The sequence below is a fragment of the Myxococcus xanthus genome, assembly GCF_013116825.1.
GTDB classification, from domain to species: domain Bacteria; phylum Myxococcota; class Myxococcia; order Myxococcales; family Myxococcaceae; genus Myxococcus; species Myxococcus xanthus_B.
The window spans coordinates 36,007-55,914 of the sequence record NZ_JABFNS010000024.1 but is presented as its reverse complement, the minus strand read 5'-3'; the positions used below and the strand labels follow the sequence as shown (position 1 = coordinate 55,914).

At 67.8% G+C, this 19,908-nt stretch carries 14 protein-coding genes and 1 pseudogene; 5 read left to right on the top strand and 10 right to left on the bottom strand.

The genetic code is table 11. From position 1 onward, the window contains the following. Positions 1-18: 18 nt before the first annotated feature. From HNV26_RS09435 to HNV26_RS09415, 5 genes are all read right to left on the bottom strand, one after another. Positions 19-1,896: a hypothetical protein gene (locus HNV26_RS09435; protein WP_171442805.1), complete on the bottom strand. Its 1,878-nt coding sequence runs from the start codon at positions 1,894-1,896 to the stop codon at positions 19-21. 4 nt (positions 1,897-1,900) lie between these two features. Beyond that, on the bottom strand, positions 1,901-2,704 hold the full coding sequence (locus tag HNV26_RS09430; protein WP_171442806.1) for a protein phosphatase 2C domain-containing protein: 804 nt from the start codon (positions 2,702-2,704) through the stop codon (positions 1,901-1,903). Positions 2,705-2,911: 207 nt separating this feature from the next. Beyond that, entirely contained in the window at positions 2,912-3,613 is a 702-nt protein-coding gene (locus HNV26_RS09425) for an NUDIX hydrolase (RefSeq protein ID WP_216611979.1), read from the bottom strand. 59 nt (positions 3,614-3,672) lie between these two features. Continuing rightward, positions 3,673-4,680 carry a diacylglycerol/lipid kinase family protein gene (locus HNV26_RS09420; protein WP_171442808.1) on the bottom strand — a complete coding sequence of 336 codons (1,008 nt, stop codon included), beginning with the start codon at positions 4,678-4,680 and terminating at the stop codon, positions 3,673-3,675. An 83-nt stretch (positions 4,681-4,763) separates the two neighbouring features. After that, complete coding sequence (locus HNV26_RS09415; protein WP_171442809.1) at positions 4,764-5,768, bottom strand: SDR family NAD(P)-dependent oxidoreductase; 1,005 nt, start codon at positions 5,766-5,768, stop codon at positions 4,764-4,766. 366 nt (positions 5,769-6,134) lie between these two features. On the opposite strand from HNV26_RS09415, the gene HNV26_RS09410 reads away from it, so the two are divergent. The 5 genes from HNV26_RS09410 to HNV26_RS09390 all read left to right on the top strand — a co-directional run bounded on the left by HNV26_RS09410 (position 6,135) and on the right by HNV26_RS09390 (position 16,322). Then, positions 6,135-7,952: an Ig-like domain-containing protein gene (locus HNV26_RS09410; RefSeq protein ID WP_253816380.1), complete on the top strand. Its 1,818-nt coding sequence runs from the start codon at positions 6,135-6,137 to the stop codon at positions 7,950-7,952. Positions 7,953-7,994: 42 nt separating this feature from the next. Then, positions 7,995-9,512 carry a PEGA domain-containing protein gene (locus HNV26_RS09405; RefSeq protein ID WP_216611975.1) on the top strand — a complete coding sequence of 506 codons (1,518 nt, stop codon included), beginning with the start codon at positions 7,995-7,997 and terminating at the stop codon, positions 9,510-9,512. A 156-nt stretch (positions 9,513-9,668) separates the two neighbouring features. Further along, positions 9,669-11,087 carry an IgA Peptidase M64 gene (locus tag HNV26_RS09400; protein ID WP_171442812.1) on the top strand — a complete coding sequence of 473 codons (1,419 nt, stop codon included), beginning with the start codon at positions 9,669-9,671 and terminating at the stop codon, positions 11,085-11,087. 119 nt (positions 11,088-11,206) lie between these two features. Next, on the top strand, positions 11,207-13,168 hold the full coding sequence (locus HNV26_RS09395; protein ID WP_171442813.1) for an Ig-like domain-containing domain: 1,962 nt from the start codon (positions 11,207-11,209) through the stop codon (positions 13,166-13,168). A 163-nt stretch (positions 13,169-13,331) separates the two neighbouring features. Then, positions 13,332-16,322, top strand: a complete 2,991-nt coding sequence (locus tag HNV26_RS09390) for a putative Ig domain-containing protein (RefSeq protein ID WP_171442814.1) — start codon at positions 13,332-13,334, stop codon at positions 16,320-16,322. A gap of 34 nt (positions 16,323-16,356) precedes the next feature. Here HNV26_RS09390 and HNV26_RS09385 read toward each other — a convergent pair whose 3' ends face one another. The 5 genes and pseudogenes from HNV26_RS09385 to HNV26_RS09370 form a co-directional block, all read right to left on the bottom strand. Next, on the bottom strand, positions 16,357-16,794 hold the full coding sequence (locus tag HNV26_RS09385; RefSeq protein ID WP_253816379.1) for a hypothetical protein: 438 nt from the start codon (positions 16,792-16,794) through the stop codon (positions 16,357-16,359). 626 nt (positions 16,795-17,420) lie between these two features. After that, positions 17,421-17,507: pseudogene (locus HNV26_RS38280) on the bottom strand (NUDIX hydrolase); the annotation flags it as partial. 110 nt (positions 17,508-17,617) lie between these two features. Next, the gene (locus HNV26_RS38275; protein ID WP_253816378.1) at positions 17,618-18,019 is read right to left on the bottom strand and encodes a TIGR02269 family lipoprotein; all 402 of its coding nucleotides are present in this window, start codon (positions 18,017-18,019) and stop codon (positions 17,618-17,620) included. Positions 18,020-18,025: 6 nt separating this feature from the next. Further along, positions 18,026-18,331 carry a hypothetical protein gene (locus HNV26_RS09375; protein WP_171442786.1) on the bottom strand — a complete coding sequence of 102 codons (306 nt, stop codon included), beginning with the start codon at positions 18,329-18,331 and terminating at the stop codon, positions 18,026-18,028. Between the two features lie 213 nt (positions 18,332-18,544). Next, complete coding sequence (locus HNV26_RS09370; protein WP_171442816.1) at positions 18,545-19,870, bottom strand: ELWxxDGT repeat protein; 1,326 nt, start codon at positions 19,868-19,870, stop codon at positions 18,545-18,547. Positions 19,871-19,908: the final 38 nt, after the last annotated feature.

The window sequence follows — 19,908 nt, the reverse complement described above, 5'->3', positions numbered from 1 at the left end:
CGGTTGAGAAACGTCCCTTCAGTTCATTCGCAGCACGGTGATGCCCTGCCGCCCCACCACCGCCAGCCCCTGCCGCACGAGGAAGAGCGAGCAGCCCGCGTCCACGAAGGGCTCGGCATCCGGGAACTCGCGCACCGCCTCCAGGCGGCCCTGCCGAAGCTCCACACGGGTGAGTCCCGTATCGGTGGCGCAGAACAACGCGTCGCCCGCCGCGCACCGTCCACGTGGCGCGCTGCCCAGCCACGAGCCGTCCCCGGCCTCCGCCACCGCGCTCGCGCGCACGGCCCCGTCGTGGCCCACCACCACACAGTGATGCAGCGTGCGCCCACCGGATTCCTCCACCAGGAACAGCCAGGCGGAGGGCCCATCGAAGACACAGTCCACGTCCACGAGCTTTCCCGTGGGCCAGGGGAGCGACAGTCCATCCTTCAAGCCCAGGCGCTCCGCATCAAAGACGAAGGCGCCGCGCAGGCCGCCCGCGCGATGGAAGCCCAACCCGAAGCGTGGCCCCACGAAGAGCCGCGTCTGTCCTTCCAGCACCGCGCCCACGCGCTCCGGCCCATATGCGCCGTCCCGCCACAGCCCGCCGCCCACGGCCCAGTACCGGTGCCGCGCGTTGGTGGCGAAAGCGGACTGACCCTCCGGCGCATCCACGCCCATCCGGTCCGGGGGCCGGCCGGGCGCCAGCACCGCCACCTCACCGCCCCGGCCCACCAGCGTCACGTCCCCTTGCAAGGCCCAGCGCAGCGACGGGTCCAACGCCCCGCGAAGCACCACGCGTCCGTCCTCGCGCCGGTACGCGCCTTCCGCGTGGTAGAGCCAGCGAAGGATGCCCGCCTCGTTGCTGGCGTGTACCAGCACGCCTCGTGTGGAGAACAACCGCGTCGCCGTCACCTGGCCTCGGACCGACGTCACCGGCGTGGCGGTCGCGGTGGCGTGGGGCTGACACGTCGGGCAGGCCGCTCGCGCATGCTCCACGCCGCACGACGCGCAGGGGGTGAAGCGCAGCCCCTCCAGCAGCGGATACGGAAAGACGCCACGAAGGTCCTCCACGAAGACGCGGTGCAGGTGGTGCAGCACGTCGTCCGGCAAGGTCGCCAGCGGCAGCGCGGGCTTGGGATACTGCACTTCCGGATGGAACACGGTGATGCGTTGGCGCACCCGGCCCGCGGACGTCGTCCGAGCGGCCGCGCTCCTGGGCTTGTAGACGCCTCCGTGCGGCCCCACGCACAGCAGCGACTGCATCACCGCGACGGCATAGGCATACCAATCACTCTCGATGGAAGCGGGGCGGCTGGGTACCAACCCTTGCGTGCCCGTGCTCCCGAGCCGCAGCGGGTCGAGGAAGCGCTCCGTGAACACCGGACAGAGGAACCCGCCGAACTGGAAGCTGTCCGCGTCGATGAGGTACGCCTCCGACGTCCCCGCCACGAGCACGTTGAGGTCGTTGAAGTCCCCCACCACCACGCCCGACGCATGCACCGCATCGAGCGTCCGATGCAGCTCGCGCAGCACGTCCACCACCCGCCCGGACGCCGCGCCTGCCCTGCGGAACGACGGCTCTCCGAAGCGCCGCAAGGGCTCCACGTCGTCCAGCTTGCGCATGGCGTAGCCCAGGACCTCGCGCGCCTTCTTGTCCGTCGCCAGGGCCTGGGGCGCCACCACGCGGCCGGGCAGTCCTGCCGGGAAGGCGCGCAGCTTGCGCTGGTGCTCGTCCAACCGGACGCGCGCCGCGGCCTGCTCCGTGGGCAGGCCCGTGTAGTCGGGGTGCTCGGGTGGCTTGAACACCTTGAGGGCGCGGCCATCCCCCAGGTCGAACACGTCCGCCTCGCCGCCCTTGCCCAGCGCTCGCGCGGGGCTCAGCCGCACCTTCTTGCCTTCGAGCCAGACGTCCATGGCTTCACGCCCTCCCCATGCGGCGGCGCAGCACCACCAGCGTCGTGTCATCCGGCAGCAGCCCCGGAGTTCGCGACAGTTGCTGGGAGGCGAAGTCCGCGCGCACGGCTTCCCGGTTGAGCAAGGCCAACCGGCGGCGCAGGGCATCGGGGTTGGCGAAGTACCGGTCCTCCGTCCAGAGCCGAGACAGCGGCCCGACGAGTTCGTCCCCCGCCGGCATGCGCGTGGTGGCCAGCCGCTCCAGGTCCGCCACACCGTCGGTGCCCAGCAGCAGCGCGTGGACGTCCTCCGTGGGCACCAGGGCCCGCGGGGTCAGCGCGACGTCCTCTCCGTGCATCAACGCATAGGCGAGATACGGCGGCGCGTTCCCCGGAAACGGCCCGAGCGGATGCACCTCGCCATTGAGCGCCCACACGCCATCCCCCGCGGAGAAGACGAGCGTCAGCGAGGGCGTTACCACCGCGCCCACCACGGTGAAGAGGAAGTCCCCCATCACCTCCCGCCCCAGGTCCGCCCGGAGCTCACTGAGCAGACACAACACATCCTCACGAAGGCCTGGGAGGAAGGTGGGCTCATCCACGCGCTCACCGTCCGCGAGCCGCACCAGCGCGGCCCGCGCCAACCTGCGCGCGCCCAGCTGTGCGCCCAGCTCACTGCAGGGCTGGCTGCCACAGCCATCCGTCACCACGGCCACCAGGCCATGCTCACTGGCGCGGATGCACAGCGCATCCTGGTTGTTGCGACCCACTCGGGCGTGCTCCCGGCCCAGCACCGAGGCAGCGGCGACGTCGAAGGGCAGCGCGGACATGGCTCTCCCGTGGCCCTGAAAGGGCACGTGCGGCGAGACAGGCGTCGATACGGCGGCACGCTCCAGCCGGTGGACACCCCACGGGCAGCGGCCTCTCACGAACCTGGGTTGCGCCCATGTTCGTGTCTCAATGACACCAACATAGTGTCCAAATCACACGATGTCAATGTCACGAGCTGCCGGGGCCTCCCTCGAGCCCGCAGCGGGTCAGAGCTCGAAGTTGAAGCCCGCCTTCTCCAACTGCTTGTACTTCTTGTGGTCGAACCGGTAGAGGCGCGCGGCCCGGTGGGAGACGTCCTGCTCCACCTCGTCCAGCTCCTCGAGCAGGTCCATGGCGAGGATCTTCTTGCGGAAGTTCCGCTTGTCGAGCTCCCGCTCCAGGATGACCTCGTACAGCCGCTGGAGCTGCGTCAGCGTGAACTTGGGAGGCAGCAGCTCGAAGCCAATGGGTTGATAACGGACCTTGCCCTTCAGCCGCTGCAACGCCGTGCCGAGCACGTCCGCGTGGTCGAAGGCCAGCTTCGGCGTATCCCAGACGGAGAACCACGCCGCGTCCCGCGCGTCTGTCGCCGCATGCGGCACATGGTCACTGAGCTTCACCAGCGCAAAGTACGCCACCGTGACGACGCGCCCGCGTGGATCTCTCCCCGGGGCGCCGAACGTGTAGAGCTGCTCCAGGTGGTTCGGCCGGATGCCTGCCTCCTCATCCAGCTCCCGGCGCGCGGCGTCGTCGAGCGACTCCTCCATCCGCACGAAGCCCCCCGGCAGCGCCCACCGCCCGGCGAAGGGCTCCACCCCGCGGCGGATGAGCAGCACCTTCAGGTCCTCGTCATCCAGACCGAAGACGACACAGTCCACCGTCAGCGCCGGCCTCGGGTACTCATAGGTGTAGCTCACGGGTCCCGGCATAGTGTCCGGAACACACCCGGGTCAAGTCGCGGACGGAGTGGCCGCCGGACCCGCGCGGCCTAGGTCCGGACCATGCGCGACAGCTGGCGCCAGTCGACGAGCTGAACGCTCTCCTCGGCCAGGTCGAACTCCAGCGAGCGCCGCATTCCGATGACGTCGCCGCCCATCTGGAAGGGCACTTCCCGGTCGAAGTCCATGCGCAGGCGCTGGACGAACCAATCATGCATGTGGGGCATCGGGTGCTCCCCGCGCCAGAGCCGGAACATGTTCCGGGTGGCCTCCATCACGCCGGCGCCATAGACGCGCACGGACAGCCGGTGGGGCACCGCCTGCGCGAAGGGGAAGGCCTTGAAGCCGAAGCCCCACTCGGGCGTGGTGGCCGCGCCGGCGACGCCCGCGGGCCCGCGGTACAGGAGCGCGCCCTTGTCCCCATGCGGCACGGGCTGCACGGAGCCCCGCGCGTCCACCGTGAGGGCGGGGTCGCCCAGGTTGTAGACAGACACCGTGGGGTTGCCCTCGCCGAAGACGTGGCGAGGCACCGTCCGGGTGAACATGGCGCCCAGGTAGCCGCGCAGGCCGGCCTGGGTGCTGCGCAGCGGCCCGGAGGCGGCGAGCTGGTTCTTGAAGTCCTGAATCATCTCCGCGTCCCAGCCGGTGCCGGCGAAGGGGGCCACCTTGCCCTCCACGCGGACCAGGGCGAAGGGGCGCAGGGGCGGCAGGCGCTCGCCCACGGCGGCAATCTGCTTCAAGGCCTCCGCGGGCCGGGGCGCGCCGGTGACGCGGGCCCAGGCGTTACCGGTGCCCATGGGGAGGACACCGATGGCCGGCAGGGCCACCCCCGCGGTGCGCAGCTCGTTGAGCAGCCCGGTAATCGTCCCGTCACCACCGCCCGCCAGGAGGAGGGAGGGCGGATTGGGCCGGAGGGTGTCCGAAATCCAGGCACGGGCCTCGTCGAGCGAACGGGTGAGCGCCACGCGAGCCCGGGGTAGGAAGCGCTGGACCAGCCCTCCCATGCCTTCGGAGCCCCGGCGTGCACGCAGGTTGACGAGGACGGCGATGTCATTCATGGCGAGCGGGACTCTCTCCACGCTTTGTCATGGCCCGGTCACGGCGCAGCAACCGGTGACGCGTCGTGACGCAAAAACGACCCTCATACTCCCAGTGCATGGGCGAAACGGGCCTTCAGCCCCCGTGCCTCCCGCTTCTTTCCGAGGGAGAACGCCGCCGCGGCCACGCCCCCGGCGACCAGCAGCCGGCGCAGCCATTGCTTGCCCGCAGCGTGGTGGCCCCCCGAGGTCCCCGTTCCCTCCGCCATCGGACGGAAGAGCGTCCCAGAGGTGTGGCCCTGGCGCTCCTTCTCGAAGTGATGGGCCTCGGTGATGCCGTTCATGGTGCGCTCGAAGGTGCGGGGCAGCAGGCCGTGCATGGCGGCGAAGCTCCGAGCGGCGGGGCCGACGAAGACCTCGTGTCTGGGGCTGCGGAGGACCCGGAGGATGGCGCGCGCGACGCGCTCCGGCGTGTAGACGGGCTCCACGGGACGGATGCGCCAGCCGGTGTAATTGGCGGTGTGTTGCCACAGCGGGGTGTCGATGGCCGCGGGGAGCACGGTGCACACGTCGATGCCGGTGCCGAGCAGCTCCTGGCGGACAGACGCCGAGAAGCCGCGCACGGCGTGTTTCGAGGCCACGTAGGCGCTGACATACGGCGCGGCGACCGTCCCGAAGGTCGAGGAGACGTTGACCAGGGTGCCGTAGCCCTGCCGGCGGAACTGGGCCACGGCGGCGCGGGCGCCGCTGACAGTGCCGAAGAAGTTCGTCTCCATCACCTGCCGGAAGGCGTCATCCGGTGTCTCTTCGAGCCGGCCCATGAGGTAGACGCCCGCGTTGTTGATCCACGCATCGAAGTGGCCGAAGACGTTGCGCGCCTCGTCCGCCAGGTGCTGCACAGCGGCCACATCGGACACGTCCGTGGGCACGACGTGGGCCTGGACGCCGAGCCCCCGGCACTCGCGAGCCAGGTCCTCCAGCGGCTCCTCGCGCCGGGCGGCCAGGACGACGTGGGCCCCCTTCTTCGCCAGGGCCAGCGCGGTGGCGCGGCCAATGCCACTGGACGCGCCGGTGACGACGACGACTTGGTTCTTCCAGGCTCGCTTCATGTCCGCGTTCTCCTTGTCGGGCCGAGCCCCAGCGCATGGCCTGAGTTCCCCTCGCGAAGATGGCGATTGCACACAGCGACGCACCGGGTCATCGAACACCTGGCCGGAGGGCAGGCGTCGGAGCGACGCGAGGGTCCACGTCGCAGGCCGCCGCCGGGGATGGGGGTCCACTGCCGGGACGGGGGTCTGGGCGCGAAGCGGTGCGTCCGCACGGGACGTGGAGGCGGGGTTCCACGCGGGCAAGGGGTGGAGATGGCTCGGCTTTTCGCGGAGCACGGGTGGGTTGGAGGAAGCGGAGCGGGCTTGGTATGTGCGAGCGACTGTCGGGCAGGAAGCGGAACGCAACCTGCACTCGGCCCTCGAGCCATGAACATCCCCGAACGCTTCCTTCCGCCGCCCTGGACGGCGGCCGTCGTCCTCCTGTGTGCGTCCGCGTGCATCAACGTGCCGGCCGTCGAGCCCGCCCAGGCAGAGGTGCGAATCACCGCGCCGGCGGGAACGGCCTACACGAATGGTGTGGTCGAGGTCCGACTCGACGTGACGGGCCATACGCCGGACCGCGTGGAGCTGCTCAAGGACGGCGAAGTGATGGCGGAGCTGGCGCCGCCCTACACGTACACCTGGGACACGGCGGGAGAAGCAGAAGGGACGTACCGGCTGGAGGCACGCGCGGCGCTGGGAGATGTCGCGTATGTGAGCACGAGCCGCGAGGTGGTGGTGGACCGGACGCCGCCGCGGGTGGTGTCCCGTGTTCCAGAGCAGGGCGCCCAGGAGGTCTGGGTGCAGAGCCCCATCCGCGCCGAGTTCTCCGAGCCCGTGAAGCAGAGCACCGTGACGACGGAGTCCGTGCACCTGACAGTGGGCGACGTAGCCGTGGCCCACACGGTGTCGCTGTCGGAGGATGGGAAGACGGTGACGGTGGTTCCCGTGACGCAGATGACGGCGCCGAGCACCGTGGCCCTGGCGTTCTATGGGACGGTGACGGACCTGGCTGGGAATGCCGCCGTGAATCTGGGGGAGGCGTGGAGCTGGGCTGTTCCTGAGTTCGTGCCGTATCCGCCCCCCATGCTCATCCCACGAGATCCCCTGAGCCCCCCTATCATCTATGTCAAACTAGGTCCCAATGGCCACCCCACAATCCTGACGCGCCGTCCTGTTGGCGAAACTGCAGACCTTTTCGTGAGCCGCTGGAATGGCAACGAATGGGAACAACTTGGAGGCGGGCTGCGAGCGAACGCAGACAACATCTACCTTCTTTCCCCCAACCTCCAAATTCTCCCAAACGGAAACCCAATCGTCGCCTGGTCGGAAAACCTGGGCGCAGAGTTCAACAATTACATTCACGTCACCCAATGGAATGGCACGACATGGGAACGATTTGGTGGCGACAAAGGAATCGTTCCCGAACGCCCCCATGCCATGGACGTAGCACTAGCAGTTACCAGCGACGGTCGGCCTGTCGTTGCAACCAACATGGAACCAGAAGACTCTGAGGGTGGCATCCAGGTCTATCAATGGACCCATGAGCAGCAATGGCAGCGAATTGGCCTCCCCGTGTATGGCTCCCTCTACACGTCCAGGATGTCGGCGCCTCAACTCGCGCTCGACTCTCGTAACAACCCTACGGTCTCCCTTAAGTTCAATGAAGACGCATATACAAGACGCATCGTCGCTTGGCGATGGACGGGAAGCGACTGGGAACAACTGGGGAATTTTGCCAATAGCAGCGGAAACCGAACTTCCTATTCCACTGAGTTCATATCGCTCCTCTTCAATTCGAAGGATGAGCCCATCATCTCCTGGACTGGCCGCAACAACACAGACACCCAAGACGATTTATTCTCCACCATGTGGTCCAACAATCAGTGGCGCTCTCTAGGAGCCCCACCACGGACGGACGCAACGAGCACCAGAACAGTTCTCGGGAGCGCCATCACTACAGGCGATGCACTCCTCCTCGCATCGACCGAACGCGACTCTACGGGGACAATGACAAGCATCCATCGTCAAGAGAACGAACATTGGCAGCTCATATGGAACAGCAGGGCAGCCCTTCCTTGGAAGCAAATCTCGATTGGCGCTCACAGCTTCGACGCAGACACATCCGGAAACATGGCACTGGTCTGGACCGAGACCCGAGAAGAACAATACGTCGAAACTGTCGTGTATCGTCGAAACCAGTAGCCAGCCCCCAGCTCATCAGTTTCGTACCCAAGAGAGTCAAAGATGAGGATCGCACCAGTACTCGCCACATGCCTTATATCGACACTGGCGTACTCAGCGCCCCGCCGCACGGTGGTGGCCAGCGGCGACTGCAAGGACGCGGAGCTGAGCGGGCAGGCCAAGGCATTCCTGGGAGCCCTCGCCTCGCGCCCCGAGCAGGACACCCTCACCGCCAACCAGTTCAGCGACCGGCTCTTCCCGCAGCCCACCAAGAGCTATGAGGACCTCCAGCGGCAGCTCGAAGCCGCCCAGGACCAGTTCTACGAAGGCCGCAACGCAAGGACGCTCCAGGCCGTCGACGAAGCCCTGCAGCAGATCACTCGACTTCCCGTGGGAGACGCCCGCTGGAAGCTCTACGTCGAAGCCCAACTCCTCCACGGCCTCAACTACCGCGCGATGGGCAAGCCCAAGGAGAGCGACACCGCATTCCGCAACGTGCTGCGGCTCCAGCCCGAGTACCAGCTCAGCCCGGACTACTTCGCCCCTTCCGTTCGACAGAACTTCGACAAGCTCCGGAAAGAACTCGCGCAGACGCGCAAGGTGAAGCTGTCCGTGAAGTCCACGCTGCCCGCCGCGGACGTGTACCTGGATGGGCTCAAGGTGGGCCAGACGCCGCTGTCGCTCGATGCGGTCCCGGGCACCTATCACCTCACGCTCGTCAAAGGCGCCACCACGAGCTTCCCACGGCACGTCCAGGTACAGGGCACGGAGACGCCGCTGCTCGTTGACGTGGCCTATGAGGGCGCTGTCTCCGCGAGCCCCTTCCCCTGCCTCGCAACCTCCGACGGCAACGACGAGCGCACGCTGAGCCATGCGGTCCGGCTGGGTGGAACGCTCGGCGTGGAAGAGGTCATCGTCGTCCGGCTCGAGCGCCCGAGCAGCGGGCCCAAGTGGTTCGCGGCCACCGTCCTCAATGTCGAAGGAGGACAGAAGCTCCGCGAAGGCGGCTTCAAGGCCCAGGGCACCGACGCTCCGGACGAGGCACTCGCGGCGCTGGTCGACTTCGTCACCACCGGCCGCTCACCCTCCAACCTCGTGGTGATGAACGCCAATGGAAAGGCCCCATGGGACGCGCCCGGAGGCGTGGGCCGGAACGGGAGCGCGTCAGCAGGCGGTATGGACCTGACGGCCCCCAACCTCCTGTCAGAGGGCGACGCGTCCAGAACACGCTCCACCTCCGGACTTCGCACGGCCTCGTATGTCGCGCTGGGAACGGGTGTGGCCGCATTCGGTGGCGCGGGCATCGTCCGCCTTCTTGCCCAGAAGGATGTGAACGCGCTGGAGAAGCGGCTCGACAACGGCCGAATTCTGTCCAGTGACAAGGAGGCGATGGGGCTTCGCGACTCGCTGGTTCAGAAGAGCAATGTCCTCAATGGGTTGCTCGTCGGTGGAGGCGCGGCAGTTGTCACGGGCGCGGTGCTCTACCTCCTGTCTCCTGATTCGAGCTCGGCACCGCCCGTCTCAGTCGGACTCTCCGCGGACAGCCACGGCGCGGCGGCCTCACTGTCTGGTTCGTTCTGACGCACTATTCACGAATCCAAGGACACGCATTCCGCGAGAGGTGGACCATCCGAGCCAGTCCACCTCCTGAGCAGACAAGCAGACACGTCGAGTGCTGGATGGGAAAGGAGCGTCAGCACACACCCGCGGGCCATCACGGCGCATAGAGTGCCGCCCATGATGCGAGCCCTCTTCGTCCTGCTGCTGGCCACGAGCGCCTCCGCGGCCTCTCCCCGAACCCTCCGGGTCGACTACTTCCACACCGGGAACGCCACCGAGGAACGGTTCAGCCTCGACAAGGTCGTCATCGAGCCGCTGCCCTGGCCCGGCCACCCGGAACGGGCCATCGACGAGACGAACCTCGGCAAGTACCTCTTCGAGGTCCGAGACCGGGAGAACAACCGGATCCTGTTCTCGCGAGGCTTTGCGTCCATCTACGGCGAGTGGGAGGTCACGAACGAGGCGCGCAGCAGCAACCGCACCTTCCATGAGTCGCTCCGCTTCCCCGCGCCGGAGCGCCCCGTGCAGGTGCTCCTCAAGAAGCGGGATGCCCAGAATGCCTTCCGCGAAGTGTGGTCGCTGGTTGTCGACCCAAAGGACATGTTCGTCGACGCCTCGTCTCCCCCCGCACCCGGGCCGCTGCTGAAACTGCTGGAGAACGGGCCGTCAGCGCAGAAGGTCGACCTGCTCATCCTGGGGGACGGCTACACGAAAGCCGAGCACGCCAAGTTCGAGAAGGATGCCCGGCACATGGTGGACATCCTCTTCACCTTCTCTCCCTTCAAGGAGCGCAAGTCGGACTTCAACGTGTGGGGGCTCGTCCCCGCCGCGGCCCAGTCCGGCATCTCTCGCCCTTCGACGGGAGTCCACCGGCGCTCGCCCATCGGCGCCACCTACGACGCCTTTGGCAGTGAGCGCTATGTGCTCACCTTCGACAACAAGGCCTTCCGCGAGGCAGCGGCCTTCGCGCCCTACGAGTTCGTGGAAATCCTGGTCAACGGCAACACCTACGGCGGCGGCGGCATCTTCGGGCTCTACGGCACCGTCGCCTCGGACAGCCTGTGGGCGCCCTACGTCTTCGTGCACGAGTTCGGCCACCACTTCGCCGGGCTGGCGGACGAGTACTACACCTCCGAATCCGTCTATGCGCCCGCCGCAGACCGCCTGGAGCCCTGGGAGAAGAACGTCACCGCGCTCCACTCCCCGGAAGGCCTGAAGTGGAAGCACCTGGTGTCACCAGGAACACCCCTGCCTACCCCCTGGAACAAGGATGGATACGAAAAGCATGCCACCGCCGTGCAGAAACAGCGCGGCCAGATTCGGGCGCAGCGAAAGCCCGAGTCAGACATGGACAAGCTCTTCCTGGCCCAGCGGGACTGGGAGGAAAAGTTCCTTTCCTCTCAGAAGTACTCAGGCCGGGTCGGGGCCTTCGAGGGGGCCATGTACGAGTCGAAGGGCTACTACCGGCCACAGGCAGACTGCGTGATGTTCACTCGGGATCGCGTCCCATTCTGCGCGGTGTGTCAGAGCGCCATCTCCGAAGTCATCGACCTGTATTCCGGCCCTCCCGTCAGGTCTCCTCAGGCCAATCCCTGAACGCCTGAAAATCCGGACACCTCTTGTGTGAAATGCCCATGTCACCAGGAGCGGACATTGGATTGCCCTCCGGTTCAGGTGTAAGGGGGACGCAACCTGCTTCCCATGGAGGGGAACTCATGCAGAGACGATTTTGGCTCCCGGCGGTCGTCACGGCCGTGATGGTCACGATGGGCACGGGATGTGGCGACGAATGCGTTGACCAGTTTGACTGCCGCAGTGACAAAGGCCCGCCGGCCGACGGCAAGCAGTGGACCTGTAACTCTGGCACGTGCGAGCAGCGCGACATCACCCAGGGCCCGGATGCGGGCACCGAGGAAGACGCGGGCACCGAGCCGGACGCCGGCGAAGGCGACGCGGGCACCGACCCGGACGCCGGCACGGAGGGCTGCACCAGCAACGCGACCTGCGGCCTGACCGAGACCTGCAACACCACGACGAGCACGTGCGAGGACTCGGGCTTTGCCACGCCGGTCGCGACGACCAGCACGCAGATCCAGGCGGTCCGGGATGCGGCGGATGGCGCGCTCGACCCCGCGCTGCCCATCGAGGGTGCGTTCGTCACGTTCATCAAGCCTGCCGTCACGGGCAGCAGCGAACTCCCCGGCTTCTTCGTCCAGGCCGAGGCCCAGGGCCCCGCCCTGTTCGTGTCCGACGCGACGGCGCTGGCCGAAGTCACCGTGGGTGACCGGGTCAGCTTCTCCGTGTCGTCGAAGGCGACCGACGGCGGTCTGCGCTCCGCGTCCGCCGTCACCGGCATCACGGTCATCAGCCGGGGCCACCCGGCTCAGAACCAGTCGACCGCCACCCCGGCCGGCCTCGCGGTCAATCGCTCCGCGGACACGTCGGACACGCTGGTGACCGGTCTGGACTCCGTGGAGTCCGAGCTGACCTACCTGACGGGCACGATTGCCGCCAACGCCAGTGGTATCGGTGCCGGCTTCTCCGGCTTCCAGATCACGACCGAGGGCGTCACCACCGCCGCCGCCAACTTCCGGCTCCGCGTGCCCGCGACGCTCGCCACCGAGCTCGACATCACCCAGGGCTGCACGTTCACGCTGAACGCGGGCCCCATCTGGCGGTTCGATGGCAACGCCCAGCCGTCCGCGTTCACGGCTTCCGAGCTCACCCTGTCGGGCTGCGCCGCTCCGACGTTCGCGTCGGCTTCGGCGACGTCACTGACGGAGGTCGTCCTGAGCTTCAGCCGCAGCATCTCGGCGGCGAGCATCACCAACGCGCCGGAGCAGTTCACGCTCACCGAGGGGCTGACGATCTCCGGTTTCCGCGTCGAGGGTAAGCGGGTCATCCTGACCACGAGCGAGCAGACCCCGGGCACCACCTACTCCGTCACCGTCGCGAACACCGTGACGGACCTGGCTGGCGGCTCTGTGGCCCCGGAGGCCAGCACGCAGACGTTCCGTGGCTACCGCACGCCGGCCGTTCTCCAGCTGACCGAGGTGCAGCCGAACGCCGCGTCGCACCAGGATCTGGTCGAGCTGCAGGTCATTACTGCGGGAACAACCAACAATATCACCGTTGAGATGGATGTGACTACTGCTCGGCTGTTGGCGAGGCTCCCTGACGTGGACGTCGCTGCGGGAGACATCATCGTGGTGCATATCAATGCGCCCGCCACCGTGAAGGCGGAGACCACGTCCAAGGACCAGTTCCCCACGAGCACCGCGACTGGCAACTACGACACGGCTTGGGACTTCGTCGGCGAAAGCAAGGGCACGGACTCCGCGATCACCTACTCCAGCCGCGTCATCCTCGTGAAGGACGCCGCAGGCGCTATCCAGGATGCGGTGCCCTTCCGTGCCGCGGGAACTCCGCCTGGTGCATTCCCGGGCAACCTGCAGGCCATTCAGGCCGCTGGTCAGTGGTCCCCGGTGGATTGCAACGGTGCCCCCTGCACCAACACGTCCACGCCCTCCGCTGGTGACGTGTCCGCATCCTGGGCGGGCATTCCGAACAACGCTGAAGCCACGAGCAACAGCGTCCGCCGCCTCAGCGCGACGGACACCAACACGAAGGAAGACTGGGCGGTGGGCGCTCCTTCGTGGGGCCTGCCCAACTTCTAGTCTGACGGCTTCCACCTGAAGCCTCCGGGCCGCGGCTCCTTGTGAGCCGCGGCCCTTTTCTTTGCCCTGGGTACAGTGGGACCCTGTGCGCCGACGCCACGGCTGCCTCTACTGTGCCGACACTTCATCCGTGGGCCCGAGTCCTTCGCGGGCCGGAGTCTTCATGCGCGTCCATCACGCCCTGATCCCCATCCTCGCGCTGCTGCTGACCGCATGTTCTGACTCCGCGCCTCCCCGCACTGACGACACTGGACCGGGGTTGGCCATCACCACGGAGGCGCTCCCCGCCGCATCCGTCGCGCAGGCCTATCGCAGCTCCCTCACCGCTTCGGGTGGCACGCCTGCCTATTCGTGGCGCGTCGCGCAGGGCGCACTGCCCACCGGACTCAGCCTCTCCACCCTGGGCGAACTCACCGGGACGCCCCAATCGGCAGGCACCTCATCCTTCGACGCGGAGGTCCGTGACTCGCGCGGACGGACTGTTCGCGCCACGTTCGAGCTCGAGGTGCTCAACGCCGGCCTCCAGGTCGCGTCGTCCACGCTCCCCGATGCCTATGTCGGCGACCACTACGCCGCACAACTCGACGCTTCGGGCGGCACGGCGCCGTACACCTGGGCCCTCGCGGAGGGCACCCTCCCGTCGGGCGTGCGCCTCGACACACAGGGGCACATCTCCGGCGTTCCCGCCAGCTCCGGCACCTTCTCCGTCACCGTCCACGTGCAGGACGCCACCGGGCTTTCGAGCCAGCGGGTCCTCTCGCTCTCCGCCTTCACCGCGCCCTATCTCGCGAGCGGCACGCTCCCCTCCGCCTCGCTCGGAGCGGCCTACTCCACGGAGCTTCACGCCGTTGGCGGGCGACCACCGCTCACGTTCCGCATCACCTCGGGTGCCTTGCCCACGGGCCTCCAACTGGATGCCAGCCTTGTCCGAGGGACACCCAGCGAACCAGGAGCCGCCGCCTTCACGGTCGAGCTCCAGGACGCCAATGGCCGTGCGTCGTCCGCCACGTTCAACCTCACCGTCCAGGGCGGCGTCACCATCACCCCCAGCGCGCTACCGGATGCCTATACTGATGCCGCGTATCGACAAGGCCTGTTGGTGATGGGCGGACGCGCGCCTTATGCCTGGGTGCTCAGCGCGGGTTCGCTTCCCGCCGGCATCCGGCTCACCAGCGCCGGCCTGCTCGAAGGCACCGCGTCCACGACGGGTACCTTCTCCTTCTCCGTCAAAGTCACCGACGCCGACGCACGCGTCGCCACCCGGGCGCTCAACCTTGTCGTGTACCGGGCTCCGTCCGTGGATGGCTCTGCGATTCAGCTCGACGGGTATGTCTCGCAGTCCTTCAGCGCCACGTACTCCGTCACCGGAGGAAAGGCGCCATATTCGTTCGCTCCAGCCAGCCCCCTCCCCTCCTGGCTGCAGCTCTCCGCCTCCGGACGACTCTCGGGCACGCCCCCCGCTCCCGGCACCACCAGCGGACAGGCCGTCGTCACCGACGCGAACGGACGGACGGGCACACGCGCCTTCACCCTCACGGTCTACGAACTCCCCACCATCGTCACCCCATCGCTGCCCGATGCGCGCAAGGACCTGCCCTACGCAACCCAACTGCGAGCATCCGGCGGAAAGGCGCCGCTTTCCTGGCACATCGTGTCGGGGATGCCGCCTTCGGGGCTCACGCTCTCAACATCAGGAACCCTCAGCGGCACCCTCTCGGAGCTCGGGTACTCGGCATTCACAGTCACAGTGACGGACGCCACGGGCCAGCAGGGTTGGCGCGCGATGGTCCTCCACGTGCGCACCGCCAGCGCGCCCCTCACAGTGGGCCATTGGAACCTCCAGTGGTTCGGTGCCCCCACCCAGGGCCCGCCGGACGACCTTCAGATTGCCCACGCGCGCGACATCATTCGCGACTCGGGGGCCAACGTGTGGGGCCTCGTGGAGATGGTGGACGCCGCGGACTTCGCCACCCTCAAGGAGCAGCTCCCCGGCTTCAATGGCTTCCTCGCCAATGACACGTCCTTCGTCCCCGACGGAACGGCCTACTACACCAATGGCGAGCAGAAGCCCGGCATCCTCTACGACAGCACCCTCACGCTTCAGGAGGCGCAGCTCATCCTCACCGCGAACGCCCCGGACTTCGGTGGCCGGCCGCCGCTGCGCGTGGACTTCACCACGACCGTCCAAGGCGTGAGCACCCCACTGGTCGTCATCGTCGTTCACCTGAAGGCGTTCGACAACGAGACCGCCTACGGGCAGCGGCAACGCTCCAGCGCGGCGCTCAAGTCGTATCTCGACACATCCCTGCCCACCGAGCGCGTGCTCGTCATTGGCGACTGGAATGACGATGTCGACCAGTCCATCACCCAAGGCAGCGACGGCGCCCCGCTGCCCAGCCCCTTCGCGCCGTTCGTGGCCGACACGCAGCGCTACACCTTCATCACCGAGCCCCTGTCCCTGCGCGGCTTGCGCACCACTGTCGACTATCCCGACGCCATCGACCACACGCTCGTCTCCAACGAGATGGCCGCGAACTACCTGCCCGGCTCCGTCGAAATCCTCCGCCCGGACGCGTGGATTCCCAACTACGGCGACATCGTCAGCGACCACTACCCCGTCATCAGCAGCTACGACCTGGGAGACTCCGGCGGCGTCACGGACCCGGAGCCCTTGTCCAACCTCATCATCAACGAGGTCCTGCCCAACGAGCCCATTCCGCCCGGGCAGACCGTGTCGGACACCCATTACGAGTTCATCGAGGTGTACAACGCGGGGACCTCCACCGCGGACCTGTCCGGCTGGAGCCTGTCGGACTCCGCGTCCGTGCGGCACGTCTTCGCCCCTGGCACCGCGCTCGCTCCGGGCCGGGTCTTCGTCGTCTTTGGTGGCGCTCGAGGCTTCCCGGCCGGTGCGCCCGATACCGTCGCCGCATCCTCGGGCGGCCTGGGCCTCAACAACGATGGCGACGTCGTCAGGCTCCTCTCGCCCGATGGGAGCAACGTCAATGAGATGTCCTACGGAGGCACCTTCGACAACATCTCCTTCAACCGGTCGCCCGATGCCACGCCCGGCGCGGCGTTCGACTACCACCACCTGATAACCCCGGGTCTCAGCTCATCCCCGGGCCTCCGCGTGGATGGCCGGGCGTTCTGACCCGCGCCCGTGAGAGGCATCTCCGCCCCCGGTTTCAGCGAAGTGAATCGAGCGGCGAGCCAGGCCCCACGGCATCCTCGCGTGGGGCTGACTCTTGCTGGCGCGGGGGGCCGGCACCAGGCCCCGGCATCCCATCCACGAGGTGCGCCACCAGACCTCCGGGACCATCCCCGTAGGTGACGCGAACCTCGTCTCCCTCGTGATACTCCCGCAGGCCCGTGACGCGCTCGCCCTTCATGAAGAGGCGGGTCTGCTCATCCACTCCGACGTCGTACTCCACGCCGTCGTTGCCGCGGATGAGCAGCTCGTTGTCGCCCACCCACTCCACTCGGCCATGAAGCTGGTCCGTGGGCGGAAGCTGGTCCGTGGGCGCTGGCCCTCCTGAACCGCCCTGCCCCGCCCCCAGCGTGCCCACGGGAGGCGAGCCAGAGCCAGGCGCCCCGGATTCTGGGGGCCGTTCGCGTGAGGCCATGAGGCCGCGAAGGACATCCGAGCGGCCCTTCCGCTCGCTCGCGGACGGAGGCCCTCGGGTCTCGCTCCGCTGGCCGCAACCGAGCCACGCGGCGAGCAGCCCGAATGCCATCAGCCTCCAACCGCGCGTTGCCCTCATGCGCCCGTGCCCCCCGCGTGTGGAAGTTCATCGCGACGGCCAGCCCGCCCCGGCCCGCGCCTGTCTCTTCCTCAACATGCGGATGGCCCTGGCGGCCGAGAACCCAGTGCCTCCCAAGGCGCGCCTTGATGGTGGCCAGGGAGGCGGTAGAGCGCTCCGTCGCACGGCCCATCGGCCTGCTCGGCGGGGCGGCCTGCGGCGTGCCGAGCCCCTTCGTGAAGCGGAGGGAGCGGAGTTCAAACCGCAGCGCATCGACATCCACGCGCGCGTCCGGACCGCCGTGCAGGAAGGGGACGAAGCCACACGTCGTCCCACCACTCGACGCGCGCATTCCCGTCGAGGGCACCAGCCAGCCCCCGACGGCCCTCGGACCTATTCGATGGCGAAGATGAGCGGCACCTTCGACAAGGCACCAGAAAACCCCAAGCAGGACGCACTGTTACCCGCTGGTGCCTCGGTGTGCCCCCTCGAACCCCGATGGAGGGGCACACTGGGGGCAGCTCAGCGCCCTCGGCGAAAGCGGTGGGTGAGTCGCAGCCTCGCTCGCGGACCCTCTCGGAAAGGCGTGCCTTGATGTTGCCCCGCCAAGCCTCTCCACGCTCATCGTCCTCTCCCGGGAGTGAAGTTCATCGGGTTCCTGTCGTCCGGCATGCGGTCCGCGAAGATGTCCAGGACCCATTCCGCGTCAACATCCGGCCAGCCTCAGCGTCACGGAGACCGTGCATGACCAGCCGGCTCCACTCGCCGGGCCATGTGCGCCCCAGCTTCCAGTTCCTCCTCCGTGAATCACCTCATGCTCGGCCCGCCCAAGCCGCACGCAGAACTGGTCGATGTCCCTGTCACCCTTGAAGCCCCGCCGCTCGAACCACTCCCGGTGCTCTTTCGGCAGGACGTGGTGCTTCGGTGCGCTGGACATGCCCGTGCCCGCTCGGCCCATCACCTGCATGCCGCGCGCTTCGGGGCTGTCCCCCAGCGCATCACGCACGCCCTTGGGCAAGTCCTGCTGCGCCTGGGCCATCATCACCTGCCCACCGTGAATGCGGCCAGCCGCGCTGACGACTGGAAGGGAGATGATGCCCGCCCGCACCAGCCTTCACATCATCTCCATCCACTCGGATGCCCTGAACTCGATGCAAGTCCGTGAACGGCGTCTCGACGCCGTACATGGGGCATTGGCGAAGCACTGCGTCAGCGAGTTGGAGGAAGTCCCCCACGTGGCCAGCAGCAGGGTTCCGAACATCTCGGCCTGGATTCGAGGTCCCGACATGCGGAGGATGCCCAGCTCCATTCCTGAAGCCCCTACCTCCGAAGCCGCTCCCGCGAGCGCCGTGGCCATCCCGAGCGTTCCTCGGAGCCACGTCAGTTGCTTGGAGCCGTGGTCGAGAGAGCGCGTGAACACACCCTCCAGCCCACGGCCGCCGAACGAGCCTGCCCGACTCTTCAGGGGGCTACACCACTCAACTTCGAGCCAGGACGCGGCACTGCGAGCCTCTACGAATCATTTCCAGGATACGCGTGGCCCTGCCGTCTGTATCCCTCCCGGCCGCGCAGCCAATGGGCGCAGAATCGTCTTGTTTGACTCGCTCCGGGCCGAGAGGGATGACCGCATGCATCAGCGCGTGCCGGACGGCGGGCAGTAGGCGCCCGTCAGCATCGACCAGAGCTCGTGGGACTCGGTGGAGAAGAAGAGGTAGCTGCCCGCGCGGGCGAAGACGTCGACCGCGCCAGCCTCGGTGCGGAAGATGTCCTCGACCAGCCGGACGCGGCCGTGAAAGACCTTCCACGGCTCGCGCCCGTGCTCGCCGTCGTCCGCCACGAAGTAGAGCTTGCGGCTGGCCACCATGAGGCCGTCGGGCGAGGAGCCCTCCGCGCCCGGGCGGATGTCCCGCGCGAGCCGCGTGCCCGCGGCGGTGCCGTCACTCACCCACAGCTCGCGCCCGTGCACCCCGTCGTCCGCGGCGAAGTAGAGCAGGCCCTCGAACACGGTCAGCCCGGTGGGATACGAGCCTTCCTCGCCCGGGCGGATGTCCACCAACCGCCCCGTGCCCCCGGGCGTACCGTCGCTCACCCACAGCTCCACGCCGGCGCCAGGGAAGTCGCTCTCCACGGCGGTGAAGTAGAGGCGGCCGGCATAGGCGGTGAAATGCCCCGGCGTGTCCACCTCGTCCCAGAAGTAGAGCGGCGTGGCGGCGCCCGGGGTGCCGTCGCTCACATAGAGGAACGGGGTGCCGTCCCTCTCGTCCACCAGGAAGAACACCCTGTCCTCCACGGCAGTCAATCGGAAGATGGAGGTATCCCCGCCGCCGCCTACACGGAAGAGCTCCTCGACGGACTTGGCAGGGGACACCTCCAGCACCGCGTGGGTCTCCATGGCCTCGTCCACGTACGCCTCGAAGACAAGATTGCCGCTGGACGTCTCCACGATTTCGTCGGGCAAGCTGGAGGGGGTGCCCGGGTTGACGTCCAGGTACAGCCGGGTCCCCGCACGCGTGCCGTCGCTGGCCCACAGCTCGACGCCATACTCCGGGGTGTACATGCGAAAGAACAGCCGGCCGCGGAACTCGCCCAGCACCGACAGGCCCGTACCGATGGGGGGTGACGACGGCTCGGTGACCAACGGGAAGGTTCCGGCGGCGGTGCCGTCCGTCCTCCAGAGGGTGTCGCCCACGATGAAGAAGAGCAGCCCGCGCGCCTCTGTCAGGCTGGTGGGGGCGACGCCGAAGTCGCGGAACAAGCGCGTGCCGCCGGGCGTCCCATCGCTGCTCCATAGCGCCGGGCCGTGGACGCCATCATCCACGGAGAAGTAGAGCGTCCCCTTCACGCCCGTCAGCTCGTAGGGCCCCGCGAGTTCCCCTCCAGCCGAGAAGTCCGCGAGCCGCGTGGCGGAGGGACACGTGTCCCCGCCGTTCGCGAGCATGTCCGGCTTTTCCTGAGACATGGGCACTTCGCCTGGCTCCGAAGGTGTCACTCCGCATG